Origin of the sequence: Campylobacter sp. BCW_6889, assembly GCF_001762535.1 — a bacterium.
Classification (GTDB): domain Bacteria; phylum Campylobacterota; class Campylobacteria; order Campylobacterales; family Campylobacteraceae; genus Campylobacter_D; species Campylobacter_D jejuni.
In genome coordinates this window covers 1-14623 of sequence record NZ_MJWZ01000078.1, presented here as the reverse complement: position 1 = coordinate 14623, position 14623 = coordinate 1, and the positions used below count along the sequence as shown (strand labels likewise).

Sequence of the window (14623 nt, the reverse complement as noted above, 5' to 3'; positions counted from 1 at the left end):
ATAACAAATATTTATATTCTTTTTAACTTAATATCTTAAAATGTCAAGCAAAAAGGATATAAAATGTATAAATTTTTATCACATGAGCCTTTAGCTAACAAATCTTGTAATCATAATCACGAAGAACATTCTCATGAACATCATCATTCCCATGCTGATGCAAGGAGTATGGATAAAAAGATTTTAAAAATTTCTCTTTTAATGACTTTTTCTATGATGCTTGTGCAATTTATTTATTCAATCCTTTCAAATTCTTTGGCACTTTTAAGCGATACTTTGCATATGTTTTCTGATGTTTTTGCCTTAGCTCTTAGTTTTTTAGCCATCATAGCTGTAGAAAAATGGCAAGATCATCAAAAGACCTTTGGGTACTTTCGTCTTGAAGTTTTAGTGGCTTTTGTCAATGCTTTAACTATTATTTTATCGGCTTTATTTATCATTTATGAGGCTATAGAAAAATTTATTAATCCAAAAGAAATTGACGCTAAAACCATGATAATTGTAGCTATTTTGGGCTTTTTGGTAAATGGGATTAATGCTTTGATGATGTTTAAGGGTGCAAATTTAGAAAATGTCAATATGAAGTCCGCTTTTTTACATATGATGAGTGATTTATTGGGTTCTTTAGTGGTTATTATAGGTGGAATAGCGGTGTATTTCAGTGGTATTGTTTATATAGATACGATTTTAGCTATTGTATTATCAATCTTGCTTTTAAGATGGGCAATTATCTTGCTTAAACAAAGCGCTAATGTCTTACTTGAAAGTTCTCCTGTGGATATAGAAAAAGTAAGACAAGTTTTGCTTTTAAATCCTAGTGTGGATGAGGTAGTGGATTTGCATATTACTCAAATCACCAATAAAATGCTAGTAGCTTCTATGCATTTAAAAGTGAAAGTTTGCGATCTAAAGGAATTTGAAAAACTATCTCAGGATTTATCCCATAAATTACTACATGAATTTGAAATCGGGCACATTACCATACATCCTATAAGGAGTGAAAATGAAATTTAAAGTAAAAAATGTTAATTGTATGAATTGTGTAAATCTGATCAAAAATTCTCTTGAAGATGAATTTGGAAATATAGAAGTGGATTTGGAGCAAAAAATTTTAAGTTTAAATTTAGAAGAGAATCAAGTATCAAATTTTTCAAAAGAATTTCAAGATTTAGGTTTTGAAATCATAGAGCGTTTATAATGGAAGAATTGCGTATAAAAATAGGTAAAATGACTTGCGTTAATTGTTCTAACGCTATAGAAAGAGCTTGTAAAAAAATTGATGGTGTTAAAGATGCTAGTGTTTCTTATGTGAATTCTAGCGGAGTTTTTTTACTTGAAGATCAAGAAAAACGCAAAGATATCATCGCAAAAATTAAAAATTTAGGCTTTGAAATTTTAGAAGATGAACAAAGCTTGAACGCATACAAGGCAAAAAAACACTTAGAATTAAGAAAAAATTTGCTCTTAAGTATAGTTTTGAGTGTGATTATTATGTATTTTGAAATGTTTGTTAAAAGTTCTTTTTCACAAAATATCCAAATGGCTTTGAGTTTTTTTGGGATATTTTATTGCGGGAGAGATTTTTTTTCTCATGCTTTTTTAGGACTTAAAAGTAAAAATTTAGATATGAATACCCTTGTAGCTTTAGGGACTTTGAGTGCTTTTGTGTATTCTTTTTTGGTGTATTTGCAAATTTTTAAAGAAGAAGATTTGTATTTTAGTGGTGCAATGATGATTATTTCCTTTGTGCTTTTAGGAAAATATCTTGAAAGTAAAGCTAAATTTAAAGCACAAGATTATCAAAGAATTTTGGAAAATATAGATACAAAAAAGACAAAAATTTTGCTTGAAGATGAAAGTATTAAAGAAATTCCAAGTTCTTTTGTCAAAAGTGGCGATGTGCTTTTGGTAAAAGAAGGAGAAAGCATTGTTGCAGATGGAGTAGTGCTTTTAGGGAGCGCAGAGCTTGATATGAGTTTTTTAAATGGAGAGTTTTTGCCTGTTTTAAAAAAAGAAGGCGATGAAGTTCAAGCAGGAGCAGTAGTTTTAAATGGCGCTTTAAGGATCAAAGCAAACAAAAAGGCTATGGATAGTACTTTAGAACAAATCAAAAATCTAGTTTTTGAAGCAGGAAATATTAAAAGTCCTTTGGCAAATTTAGCAGATCAAATTTCTAAATACTTTGTAGGGGGTATAATATTTTTTGCTTTTTTAGTTTTTGTTTTTTGGGCGGTAAAAGCGGATTTAAATACAGCTTTTTTACACGCTTGTGCTGTGCTTTTGATTTCTTGTCCTTGTGCTTTAGGGCTTGCAACGCCTATAGCTTTGGTTGTGGCAAGTGCAAATGCGGCAAAAAATTTCATTCTTATTAAAAATCCTGCTGCTTTAGAAAAATTAGCCTTAGTTAAGTACGCTTTTTTTGATAAAACAGGTACATTAACAAAGGAAAATTTGAGTATTTTTAAGCACAATCTTTCTAAAGATGATTTTGATAAATTATGTCAAATTGAAAGTTTAAGCTCTCATCCTATAGCCAAGGCTTTGCATAAAGATCAAATTTTTGATTTAAAGGGCGAGGGAAGAGTGATTGTGGGTTCTGGTATAAAATACAAAGAAGATAATAATATTTATCTTGTAGGTAGCGCGGAGTTTTTGCACAAAAATGAAGTTGACACAAAAGAAAGCGATATCTTTTTTGATTCTTTTAAAGAATATGTTAGGGTGTATTTTGCTAAGAATAAAAAGTGTTTAGGTGGTGTTTTGTTAAGCAATGCTTTAAAAGATGGGGCCAAAGAGCTTGTGTTAAATTTAAAAAAGCAAAATCTTAAAACTTTTATTTTAAGTGGTGATCATATAAAAAATGTAGAAAAAATAGCCAAAGAATTACAAATAGATGAATTTCACGCTCAACTTAAGAGTGAAGAAAAACTACAAATCATTCAAAAATTTAAAAAAACTCTTTTTGTAGGAGATGGGATCAATGATGCGGCGGCTTTATCTGCTGCAAGCGCGAGTATGAGTTTCTCAAAAGCAAATGAACTTGCAAAAAAAACAGGGGATTTTATCTTGATAAAAGATGATTTATCAGCGATTTTTAAATGTTTTAAACTTGCTAAAAAAACACGCAGTATTATCAAGCTAAATCTTTTTTGGGCTTTTATTTATAATGTACTTTGCATTCCTATCGCAGCAGGATTTGTACCTTTTATCACTTTAAGTCCTCATATAGCAGCACTTGCAATGTGTTTTAGTTCTGTTGCTGTGGTACTTAATTCTTTAAGGCTTAGAAAATCTAAGCCTTGATCTCATTAATAGCGCGATAAGCTTGGTCGATAGCTGAATGCATATAAGCTGACCAATCTGAATCTGAATTAGCTATAACAATATTGCCAAAAGGTTTTCTAGCTATAAGCCTGGTTTGCTCTGCAATTTTAGGATCATCATAAAGACTATTTTCTGTATAGGAGTAACAATGCCCCCAGCGATTTACAACAATTGCTAATATATCTTTTTCGTGGTTAAAACCTGCAGATCCCAACATTCCTTGAAGTTGTTCCCTAATGATTTTTTCATGTTCTTTAAAACTCATGGTAAATAATAAATTTCTACCTACTCTGGCTCTATCTCTTGCATCAAGCCCTTCAAGATCAATACCTTGAATATTGGCTAGAGCTAAAGGAGAGCAAACCATATGAATACATATAGGTTTTTTTGGATCTCTTGGGTGATGATAGCCACCCATATCAACCGGATAATCAAGTTTTGTTCTAGCGTAAGGCATTTTCGGTGAATAAATTTCGTGAACTCCTAGTTTAATAAATGGTTCCCAATTGCTTATAATTACTTTGGTGTGAAGTAGAGATGTTTTTACATTTTTACTTAAGGCTTCTTTTTGTTCTTTAGGTAAACTAGGGATAATATAAGGAATCATACTGTTATAATTAGCCATTACAACATTTTTTGCTTTAATTCTATATTTTTTTCCTTGATTGATATAGCTTATTAAGGTTCCATTTTTTGTATTTTCTACATGAATAACAGTGCTGTTTAATCGTAAACGAACTTTATTATTAGGGTCATCAAGTTTTGAGTAATCAAAATGGGCTAAGGTGATATCGTCCATATCTTTACCTTTTTGTGACACTGTAGGAATCAGCTTTCTTACCATTAATCTTGCTACTGTAGCATTTCCATCGGCACAATGATAAATGTAAGGTTCTTCCATTTCGGCCAAAGCTTCTCCTTCGATAGGATCAAGTCCTAATTTATCAAACCCAGGTAAAAAAGAAATTCTTGCATCCTCACAAGAGATTGCATCTATACCTAAAGCTAAAAAATCATCCGTCATTCCCTCAAAAAATGTTATGGCTTTTTGGGATAATTTTACTTTTTCTTCTAAGAATTTTTTGTAACTTGTTTTAGCCATATATTCTTCTTTTTCCTCTTTGCTTAAACCTTTGAGATAGTCTTTATTGCTTTTAAAAAGAGATATTAACTCTCTTTTATCTTTAGAAGTCATAGGAAAATCTTTAATAAAATTTTCAATACTTTTTCCATTATTTTTAGAATCTGGGATATCATCGCAAATAACTTTTCTAGGATTTCCATTGACAACTTTATCAACACCAAAATTTTCTTTTGAAAAATATACCCCTCTGCTTAATTTTAAATCTGGGTAAAAATTTACATCAAATCGTTTTGCTAATTCATCTATACTGACTCCAAGTGATTTTAAGAGTTCGATTACTTCTTTAGAATAAAGTGCTTTTGGGGATTGAAAACTTTCACTTCCTCCGTAACTTAAAATGGTTCCTTCATCAAGTTGTATTTCATTGCGTCTAGCATGTCCTCCAAAATCATCATGATTGTCAAGAATTAAAATTTTTTTATTTTCCCCAAATTTTTGTTGATAAAAACAAGCTGCAGCTAGCCCACTGATTCCAGCTCCAACGATTACTAAATCATATTTTTCTTTAGGTTTTATACTGCTAAAACCAAATTTATCTCCATCTCTTAGCATGTGAGCGTATTTATAGCTTTTATTATTACTACCTCTTAATCCAAGTAGATTGGGAGGATAATATTCTTTTGTAAAGTCTTCAATTTTGCTATCTTTTCCATAGAGTAATTGTAAGGGTGTCATGCCGGCAACGACAGCTAAGGCCATGCCATTAAGAAAGTCTCTTCTTTGCATTTTTATTCCTCTTTCTAAATAATTTATAAAAATATTGTAGCTAAAGATCAATTATATTATTATTAAGCAATACCTTAATCTATATTTTGGATTTGAGGATTGCCAAAACAATCTTTAAGAGCCTCTTTAAGATCTTCTTGTGGGTCAAATTTTTTAGCCCCTTCTTTAAGTATATTAATAGAACTTTGAATATTGTTTTTATTTTCACTGTTTGGTAATTCTTGGGTTAAGGATTGAAGTTTATTTTCATCAATTGTTAGTGCTTTTTGCACATTAATTTTTGCATTTTCTCCAAATTTAGCTTTAAAAAGTTTTTGCATGAGTTTAAAACCTTTATTGAGCGTATCGCGATTTTTTCCTTGTGCGTTTGAGCTTATATTTAAAGTATTATTTTCAAAACTAATAAATTTTGTGCTTTGTTTAAAGCATTCTGCAAGATCAAAATCCCTATCATAAATACTATCAAGCAAGATTTCATAAGCATTTTTTTCTATTTTTTTCTCAAGATTAGGCATGATAGGAGAAGGTGTGATCTTAGGTGTAGTATTTGTTATATTTTCTTGTTTGATTTCTTGGATTTGTGCGTCAATTTCTTTTAAATGACTTGCTTCCATCATCATAAAAGCCATAACACAAAGCGTAAAGCCATCATCATCGCAAAGCATATTTTTAGCTTTTGATAAAATACGGAAAAATCTTTCATAAATTAAAGTAGAAAATTCTGTACTTTTTGCAAAAAAACTTTCTTTTAAATAAAAAAGCATTTCATCAATCACGCTTGAAGCTTCATAGTCTTGCAATTCTTCTAAATATGCAAAAACTTTTTCTTTGTCTTTTGTTAAAATAGCTTGATAAAAGGCTTTGATTTTTTGAGGATCTAAAAAGCCTAGCATATCTGTAATTTTACTAATGCTGATTTCATTTTGACAAAAAATAATAGCTTGATCAAGTAAGGTTAAAGTATCTCTTAAAGATCCATTGCCGCTTCTTGCTATGAATTTTAAAGCTTCTTCTTCAAATTTAACATTTTCTTTAAGTAAAATTTCTTTAAGATGATTTAAAATTTCACTTTGTGGAATTTGTTTAAAGCGAAAATGTTGCGTTCTTGAAAGTACAGTAGCTGGGAGTTTTAAAGGATCTGTTGTTGCAAGTATAAATTTAACATAACTTGGTGGTTCTTCTAAGGTTTTTAAAAGTGCATTTGCAGCTTGCGGGGTAAGCATATGTACTTCATCGATGATGAAAATTTTAAATCTTGCCATAGAAGGGGTGTATTTGGTTTGCTCGATTAAGGTTTGTATGTCTTCAAGTCCACGGTTGCTTGCAGCATCCATTTCTATAATGTCTATATGTTTGCCTTCAAGTGCTGCAAGACAGTGCTTGCAAGTGCCACATGGAGTATCACTTGGTCCTTGTTCGCAAACTAAAGCACGAGAAAAAATTCTAGCACTTGAGGTTTTTCCGCTTCCTCTAAGTCCTGAAAAAAGATAAGCATGAGCTAAGCGATTATGATTTAGAGCGTATTTTAAACTTACGCTAACTGTTTTTTGTCCTATGAGTTCATCAAAGGTTTTTGGTCTGTATTTAATCGCTAGAGCTTGAAGCATTTTCTACTCGTTCATTATAGATAAAAGTTCTACATTGTCTTTGGTTTTAAGCATTTTAGAATATAAAAATTTCAATGCCTCAACATCATCCATTTGAGAAATCGCCGAACGGATCGCCCAAATTTTTTGAAGATTTGCTACGCCTTGGAGTAATTCTTCTTTTCTTGTTCCTGATTTGATGATATTAATCGCAGGATAAATTCTTCTATCGGCGATATTTCTATCAAGAACTATTTCGCTATTTCCTGTGCCTTTAAATTCTTCAAAAATCACATCATCCATTCTTGAACCTGTGTCAATTAAAGCTGTAGCAACTATGGTTAAAGAGCCTCCATTTTCTATATTTCTAGCTGCACCAAAAAAGCGTTTTGGTTTGTGCAAAGCATTAGCATCTACCCCACCGCTTAGGACTTTTCCACTGCTTGGAGTTGCGGTGTTATAAGCACGTGCCAGTCTTGTGATACTATCAAGTAAGATGATAACATCTTTTCCTGTTTCTACCATTCTTTTGGCTTTTTCTATCACGAGTTCAGCTACACGCACATGATTATAAGCAGGTAAATCAAAAGTAGAACTAAAAACTTCGCCTTTTACACATCTTTGCATATCGGTAACTTCTTCAGGTCTTTCATCGACTAAAAGCACGATTAAATGCATTTCTGGGTGGTTTTTTGCAATAGCAGTAGCAAGTTCTTTCATAAGCTCTGTTTTACCTGTGCGTGGTGGAGCAACGATGAGTCCGCGTTGTCCTTTTCCTATAGGAGTAAAAAGATCCAAAACACGACCTGTAAGCTTCATAGCATCGTATTCGAGTTTGATTTTTTCTGTTGGAAAAATAGGGGTTAAGTTATCAAATAAAGGTCTTTCTTTAGCTTCTTGTAAAGGCAGATAATTGATCGCTTCGATTTTTAAAAGAGCGTAGTATTTTTCTTGATCTTTTGGTTCTCTAACTTGTCCTGTAACGATATCGCCTACACGTAGAGCAAATTTTCTAATTTGCGAATTTGAAACATAAGCGTCATTAACACTATCGCTAAGATTAGAGTCCATGCCTCTTAAAAAGCCATAACCTTCAGAAGAAATTTCTAAAATCCCTGTAAAAAGTATGAAACCGCCTTTTTTTGTTTGTGCTTTTAAAATTTCAAAAATAAGTTCTTGACGGCGAAATTCTCTTGGGTTTTCGATTTCACATTCATTAGCGATTTTAACTAGATTTTCTAAATCTAATAATTTTAATTCTTCGATTTTATAACCTTCCACTGGAACGTGGGTTCTTTGATGTTGTTTTTTTTCTTTTTCCATGAGTCCTCGTAAGATTTAGCAGAATAATTTTTGTAAAATGTGATTTTAGTAAAAAAATGCACTTTTTGTCAAATTTGTCTATAATTATAAAAAATATTTTTTTAAAGAATGATTATGAAATGTGAACATTGTAGACTTGATTATAAACAAGCCCAAATGATAAAGTATAAGGGTAAATTTTTTTGCTGTAAGGGTTGTGAGAGCGTTTGGGAAATTTTACATGAAAGTGGATTAGATGAGTTTTATGAAAAGCTTGGAAATCAAACTTTAAGCCCTGTAAATTTTCAAAATGAAATGAAAAATTATGATGAGTTTATTACTAAAACTAAAGAAGGATTTAGTGAAATTTATCTCATGATACACGGTATAGAATGTGCAGCTTGTGTGTGGCTTAATGAGAAAATTTTAACGAAGCAAGAAGGAATTTTAGAACTTGATATCAATCATTTAAACCATAAAGCACGCATTGTTTTTGATGAACAAAGCATTTCTTTGGTGCAAATTTTAAGACTTATTGAAAGTATAGGCTATAAAGCGAGTGCTTATGATGCGAGCAAGGCTTCAAAAAAAGCGGATTTATTAAAAAGGGAATTTTATTCTAAGCTTGTTGTGGCTATAGCTTGTGTGATGAATATCATGTGGATAGCAGTGGCAAAATACGCAGGATTTTTTAGCGGTATGGATAAGGATACTAAAGATATTTTAAATTTTGCTGAATTTATCCTTTGTTCTCCTGTGCTTTTTTATACGGGATCTCATTTTTATAAAAGCGCTTTTAAAACTTTAAAAATGCATAGTTTAAATATGGATGTATTGGTAATTAGTGGAGCGAGTTTGGCTTATATTTATTCTTTATGGGCTATGTTTTTTAGGGTGGGGGAAGTGTATTTTGACTCTGTGGCGATGATAGTTTGCTTTGTATTTATAGGAAAATATCTTGAGATGTTTAGCAAAAAGCGTGCTTTAGATACCATAGATGGGCTTAATGATTTTTTGCAAAATGAAGTTTTGGTTTTTGATGGTAAAGAATTTGTTCCTAAAGAAGTGCAAAAGGTTTGTTTAGGGGATAGAATTTTGCTTAAAACTGGAGATAAAATTTTAATCGATGGGATCTGTAAAAGTGGTGAAATGAGCGTGGATACTTCTTCTTTAAACGGAGAAAGTATTCCAAAACTCATACAAAAAGAAGATGAAATTTTTTCAGCTTGTATAGTGCTTGATGGAAGTGTGGAGTATGAAGCAACAAAGCTTTACAAGGATTCAAAACTCAGTCAAATTATCCAGCTTTTAGAACTTGCAAGTTCTAAAAAAGCAAAACTTGAAAGTTTGGTCAATAGTCTTTCGGCTTATTTTTCTAGAACGGTTTTATTGATCGCTTTTGTTTGTTTTGCTTTTTGGTTTTTTTACAAGGAAGAGAGTTTTGAAATTTCTTTAGTCAATGCGATTGCAGTTTTGATTATCGCTTGTCCTTGTGCTTTGGCTTTAGCAACGCCAGTGAGCAATCTTGTAGCTTTAGGTAGAGCTTTGAAAAAACATATTTTGTTTAAAAGTTCTAGCGTGATAGAAGATTTAAGCAAATGTGATTGCGTGGTGTTTGATAAAACGGGTATTTTAACCAAAATAGAGCTTGAACTTAAAGAGGTTTTTTTAGATGAAGCGCTTGATTTAAATGAGCTTTATAATTTTGTAAAACTTTCTAAACATCCTATCTCTCAAAATATTGCGTCGTATTTAAAGCAAAAAGGAGCTAAGGAATTAAATTTAGATTTTAAAAAGCATTCAAGTATTCAAGCTAAAGGTTTAAGTGCTGAGTTAAATGAAGAGTTGCTTTTAGGCGGAAGTTCTAAATTTTTGCAAGAAAAGGGTATTGTGGCTAAAGAATTTGATAATACACATTTTATTTTTGCTAAGGAAGGTAAAATTTTAGCTTCTTTTGAGTTTGATAGTGTTTTAAGAGAAGGTGCAAAAGAGCTTATCGCTTATCTTAAAAAAGAAAAAAAAGAATTAATGATACTAAGTGGCGATCATCAAAAAGCAGTGGAAAAAATCGCTAAAAAGTTAGAAATTCAAAATTATCAAGCTTCTTGTTTGCCAGAAGATAAAATGAAAACTATAGAAAATTTAAGCAAAAATTACAAAGTTTTATTTGTAGGTGATGGGGTAAATGATGCACTAGCTTTAAAATATGCAAGTGTTTCGATGACTTTAAGAGAAGGAAGTGATCTAGCTATAGAAAGTAGTGATGTTTTACTTTTGAAAAATGACTTGCTTTCTTTAAAAAAAGCCATCAAATTATCTAAAAATACCTTTAAAATTATCAAGCAAAATCTTGCTTTTTCTTTGTTTTATAATGCTTGTACCATACCTTTGGCTTTTTTGGGTATGATTAATCCTTTATTCGCTGCTATTTCTATGTCTTTTAGTAGTATAATAGTTATTTTAAATGCTTTAAGGATTAAAGAATGAATAGTATAATCATGATGATGATAGGGGTTTCTATCTTAGCGTTTTTTATCATTTTGGCAACTTTGCTTTGGGGGATTAAAAATAAACAATTTGATGATGATTATAAATTTACTACTTTAAATGATGATGAGGATTCTTTGCGTGATGCTATAGAATTAGAAAGGCGTAAAAAAGAAGCTTTGGATAAAAAAAGGCTTTCTTAAAAAGAAAAGCCTTTTTTAGAAATTATTTTAAAGTTTCAATATGAGCTTCGATAGCTTTAAAATCTTCTTCAGTTAAACCTTTAAGGTTAAGTTTCATGATCGCACCTTGACCATAAGCATTTCTTTTGCCTTCTGAATATTCTTTCATGTATTGAAGTCTTTCAGCAGAAGAAAGAGTTTTTAAAGCTGGAACTTTGTTTAAGTAAACTTTGTCAGCATTTGCACCATGGCATACTGCGCATTTTTTAAAAAGTGTAGCACCATCTGCAGCAAAAGCAGAAACACCAAGACATGCCAAAGCAGAAACTACTAATAATTTTTTCATTTGATTTCTCCTCAGTAAAAATTAGATTGCCAGATATTATATATCTTTATTTTTATAAAAATCTTAAGAAAATAAAGATAATGTTTATTTTCTTTTCAAAAAAGCTATATTATAATGTTTTTTATGAAAACAAAAGCATTATTTTTAGATAGAGACGGTGTGATTAATATAGATAAAAAATATGTCTATAAAATAGAAGATTTTGAATTTTGTGATGGAATTTTTGAACTTTGTAGATATTTTTTAGCTAAAAAATATTTGCTTTTTATAGCGACAAATCAATCAGGCATTGCAAGAGGATATTATAAGGAAAGTGATTTTTTTAAGCTTTGTGATTATATGCTTAAAGAATTTACTAAACAAGGTATAAAAATTGATAAAATTTATCATTGTCCGCATTTAGAAGGTTGTGAATGTCGCAAACCTAAAGCAGGAATGCTTTTAAAAGCAAAAGATGAGTTTAATTTAGATATGAAAAATTCTATTTTTATCGGGGATAATCTAAGCGATATGCAAGCAGGGTTAAATGCTAATATTGGCACTTTGATTTTGGTAAATGAAGAAAAAAAAGAAGGCGATTTTTTTAGACAATTTAAAAATTTAAAAGAAATTTTGAGTTTTTTTAAAGAAAAGGACATTTAAATGAGAGTAGCAATCACAGGTGGTGCAGGATTTATAGGTTCGCAACTGGCTTTAAATTTGCAAGAAAAACATGAAATTTTAATCATTGATAAAATGCGTAGCAGTGCGACTTTTGAAAATGGAAATTTACAAAGTTTTGGACATTTTAAAAATTTACTTGAATTTGATGGAGAACTTTTTGCAGGCGATATTAACGATGAAAAAGTTTTAAAAAAGATTGAAGATTTTAAGCCAGACATTATTTTTCATCAAGCAGCAATTTCAGACACTACGGTTTTTGATCAAACTAAGGTTTTGCAAACCAATTTAAATACTTTTAAAGATTTTATAGAACTTAGCATAGATCTTAATGCAAAGCTTATTTATGCAAGTTCAGCTTCGGTTTATGGTGATGCAAAAAGTCCACAAACTGTAGGTAAAGATGAAGAACCAAAAAATCCTTATGCTTTTTCAAAATTGATGATGGATAAGCTAGCGAAAAAATACTACGATAAAGCCCATTTAGTAGGACTTAGATATTTTAATGTTTATGGAAAAGGCGAATTTTATAAAAACAAAACCGCTTCTATGGTTTTACAATTTGGCCATCAAATTTTAGCAGGAAAAAATCCACGCTTGTTTGAAAGAAGTGATCAAATTTATAGAGATTTTACTTATATTAAAGATGTTATTAATGCCAATTTAATCGCTCTTGACTCAAAATGTGGAGTTTATAATGTAGGTAGTGGTAAAGCAAGGACTTTTCAAGATATAGTTGATATTTTGCAAAAAGAGTTAAAGACTGATTTGCCTTGTGAATATATCCCAAATCCTTATGTAAAATCTTATCAATTCCATACTGAAGCAAAGCTAGATCAAACTTGGGATTATCAGCCAAAATTCACTTTAGAAGAAGGGGTAAAAGATTATTTAGGTGAGATAAAAAGACTTTTTGAAAAGGAAGTAAATGCTTGAGTTTTTAAGTCAGCAAAAACCTAAAATTTTAATTATAGGGGATTTTATGGTGGATAATTACACTTGGTGTGATTGTTCGCGTATCAGTCCTGAAGCTCCTGTTTTGGTAGCTAAAACTCTTAAAGAAGATAAAAGATTAGGCGGGGCTGCGAATGTTTATGCAAATTTAAAAAGCTTGGGAGCTGATGTTTTTGCGCTTGGTGTTGTGGGTGATGATGAGAGTGGGAAATTTTTACAAGAAAATTTAAAAGGAGAATTTTTGATCCAAAAAGGACGCAAAACCCCTTTTAAAAATCGCATTATGGCACACAATCAGCAGGTTTTAAGACTAGATGAAGAAGACATAAGTGCAATTTTGCTTGAAGATGAACTTATAGCTTTGTTTGATGAAAAGATTAAAGATTTTAAAGCTGTGGTTTTAAGTGATTATGCCAAAGGTGTTTTAACCCCTAAAGTTTGCAAGGCTGTGATAAAAAAGGCTAAGGCTTTAAATATCCCTGTTTTAGTTGATCCTAAAGGCAGTGATTTTAGTAAATATAGCGGTGCAACCTTACTCACGCCTAATAAAAAAGAAGCTTTAGAAGCTTTAAAATTTGAAAATTTAGAGGGTGAAAATTTAGAAAAAGGGATTAAAAAATTAAAAGAAGATTTTGCTTTGCGTTATTCTATCATCACTCTTTCAGAAGCGGGGATCGCACTTTTTGATGAGAGTTTAAAAATCGCACCCGCTAAAGCCTTAGAAGTTTATGATGTAACAGGGGCTGGCGATAGTGTGATCGCCATTTTAGCTTTTTGTTTGGCAAATGGGATTGAAATTTTTAAAGCTTGTGAACTTGCTAATGAAGCTGCAGCTGTTGTAGTGAGTAAAATAGGTAGCGTGAGTGTGAGTTTTGATGAGATTAAGAGTTTTAATCGTGTGGATTTTGAGAAAAAAATCAAAAGCAAAGAAGAACTTTTAATGCTTTTAAAACAAAATGATAAAAAGATCGTTTTTACCAATGGTTGTTTTGATATCGTGCATTTTGGACATATAAAATACCTTGAGAAAGCTAAAAGATTGGGTGATGTTTTGATTGTAGGTTTAAACTCAGATGCGAGTGTGAAAAGACTCAAAGGTGAGAGTCGTCCTGTAAATTCAGAGTTTCAAAGAGCTTGTATGTTGGCAGCTTTTTATTTTGTAGATTTTGTAGTGATTTTTGATGAAGATACCCCTTTGGAACTTATAAGCTTTTTAAAACCCGATATTTTGGTTAAAGGAGCTGATTATAAAGATAAGCTTGTTGTGGGTACGGATATTGTTTCAAAAGTTAAATTAATCGACTTTGAAGAAGGATTTAGCACAAGTAAGATCATAGAAAAGATTAAGGATAAAAAATGATAAATTTAGTAGAAAAAGAATGGCAAGAACATCAAAAAATCGTTCAAGAAAGTGAAATTTTAAAAGGACAAATCGCTAAAATAGGTGAGCTTTTATGTGAATGTCTTAAAAAAGGTGGCAAGATTTTGATTTGTGGAAATGGTGGAAGTGCAGCTGATGCACAGCATTTTGCAGCTGAACTCAGTGGGCGTTATAAAAAAGAACGCAAGGCTTTAGCAGGTATAGCACTTACAACCGATACTTCAGCACTTAGTGCTATAGGAAATGACTATGGTTTTGAGTTTGTTTTTTCAAGACAAGTGGAAGCTTTAGGAAATGAAAATGATATTTTAATCGGTATTTCAACGAGTGGAAAAAGCCCTAATGTTTTAGAAGCTTTTAAAAAAGCAAAAGAACTTAATATGCTTTGTTTAGGGCTTAGCGGAAAAGGTGGTGGAATGATGAATAAGCTTTGTGATTATAATCTTGTCGTGCCAAGCGATGATACGGCTAGAATTCAAGAAATGCACATTTTGATCATACACGCACTTTGTCAGATCATAGATGAGAGCT

The 14623-nt window shown here is 31.3% G+C and carries 12 protein-coding genes and 1 pseudogene; 9 read left to right on the top strand and 4 right to left on the bottom strand.

Annotated elements, in window-relative coordinates; all coding sequences use genetic code 11:
* Positions 1–63 precede the first annotated feature (63 nt).
* Genes czcD through copA form a run of 3 tightly spaced genes read left to right on the top strand, consistent with a single transcriptional unit; the run spans position 64 to position 3303 of the window.
* Positions 64–1014: a CDF family cation-efflux transporter CzcD gene (gene czcD / locus AJ939_RS09345; RefSeq protein ID WP_002870480.1), complete on the top strand. Its 951-nt coding sequence runs from the start codon at positions 64–66 to the stop codon at positions 1012–1014.
* Entirely contained in the window at positions 1004–1198 is a 195-nt protein-coding gene (locus tag AJ939_RS09340) for a heavy-metal-associated domain-containing protein (protein ID WP_070233533.1), read from the top strand. Before czcD ends, AJ939_RS09340 begins: the two co-directional genes overlap by 11 nt.
* Positions 1198–3303: a copper-translocating P-type ATPase CopA gene (copA, locus tag AJ939_RS09335; protein ID WP_002861874.1), complete on the top strand. Its 2106-nt coding sequence runs from the start codon at positions 1198–1200 to the stop codon at positions 3301–3303. Before AJ939_RS09340 ends, copA begins: the two co-directional genes overlap by 1 nt.
* Here the strand turns inward: copA and AJ939_RS09330 are convergent.
* From AJ939_RS09330 to rho, 3 genes are all read right to left on the bottom strand, one after another.
* Positions 3293–5194 (bottom strand): NAD(P)/FAD-dependent oxidoreductase, encoded by a 1902-nt coding sequence (locus AJ939_RS09330; protein WP_002861873.1) that lies wholly within the window; start codon positions 5192–5194, stop codon positions 3293–3295. The two genes, copA and AJ939_RS09330, sit on opposite strands and share 11 nt — an antisense overlap.
* Before the next feature lie 74 nt (positions 5195–5268).
* Complete coding sequence (locus AJ939_RS09325; RefSeq protein ID WP_070276638.1) at positions 5269–6801, bottom strand: DNA polymerase III subunit gamma/tau; 1533 nt, start codon at positions 6799–6801, stop codon at positions 5269–5271.
* Positions 6802–6804: 3 nt separating this feature from the next.
* Positions 6805–8103, bottom strand: a complete 1299-nt coding sequence (gene rho / locus AJ939_RS09320; RefSeq protein ID WP_002853705.1) for a transcription termination factor Rho — start codon at positions 8101–8103, stop codon at positions 6805–6807.
* A gap of 108 nt (positions 8104–8211) precedes the next feature.
* Here rho and AJ939_RS09315 point away from each other — a divergent pair, with 108 nt between their 5' ends.
* Both AJ939_RS09315 and ccoS read left to right on the top strand, forming a co-directional pair.
* The gene (locus AJ939_RS09315) at positions 8212–10569 is read left to right on the top strand and encodes a heavy metal translocating P-type ATPase (RefSeq protein WP_079860521.1); all 2358 of its coding nucleotides are present in this window, start codon (positions 8212–8214) and stop codon (positions 10567–10569) included.
* Positions 10566–10772 (top strand): cbb3-type cytochrome oxidase assembly protein CcoS, encoded by a 207-nt coding sequence (gene ccoS / locus AJ939_RS09310; RefSeq protein WP_002852798.1) that lies wholly within the window; start codon positions 10566–10568, stop codon positions 10770–10772. Before AJ939_RS09315 ends, ccoS begins: the two co-directional genes overlap by 4 nt.
* A 22-nt stretch (positions 10773–10794) precedes the next feature.
* Here ccoS and AJ939_RS09305 read toward each other — a convergent pair whose 3' ends face one another.
* A complete protein-coding gene (locus tag AJ939_RS09305; RefSeq protein ID WP_002852762.1) occupies positions 10795–11097 on the bottom strand; it encodes a c-type cytochrome in 303 nt (100 codons plus the stop codon).
* An 80-nt stretch (positions 11098–11177) separates the two neighbouring features.
* Here AJ939_RS09305 and gmhB point away from each other — a divergent pair.
* The 4 genes and pseudogenes from gmhB to gmhA form a co-directional block, all read left to right on the top strand.
* A pseudogene (gene gmhB / locus AJ939_RS09300) lies at positions 11178–11739 on the top strand (D-glycero-alpha-D-manno-heptose-1,7-bisphosphate 7-phosphatase).
* Positions 11740–12693 (top strand): ADP-glyceromanno-heptose 6-epimerase, encoded by a 954-nt coding sequence (gene rfaD / locus AJ939_RS09295; RefSeq protein WP_070276634.1) that lies wholly within the window; start codon positions 11740–11742, stop codon positions 12691–12693.
* Complete coding sequence (gene rfaE1, locus AJ939_RS09290; RefSeq protein WP_070276632.1) at positions 12686–14071, top strand: D-glycero-beta-D-manno-heptose-7-phosphate kinase; 1386 nt, start codon at positions 12686–12688, stop codon at positions 14069–14071. Before rfaD ends, rfaE1 begins: the two co-directional genes overlap by 8 nt.
* Positions 14068–14623, top strand: a 556-nt coding sequence (gene gmhA / locus AJ939_RS09285) for a D-sedoheptulose 7-phosphate isomerase (RefSeq protein ID WP_044780033.1), incomplete at its 3' end; no start/stop codon positions are given. The genes rfaE1 and gmhA, both read left to right, overlap by 4 nt.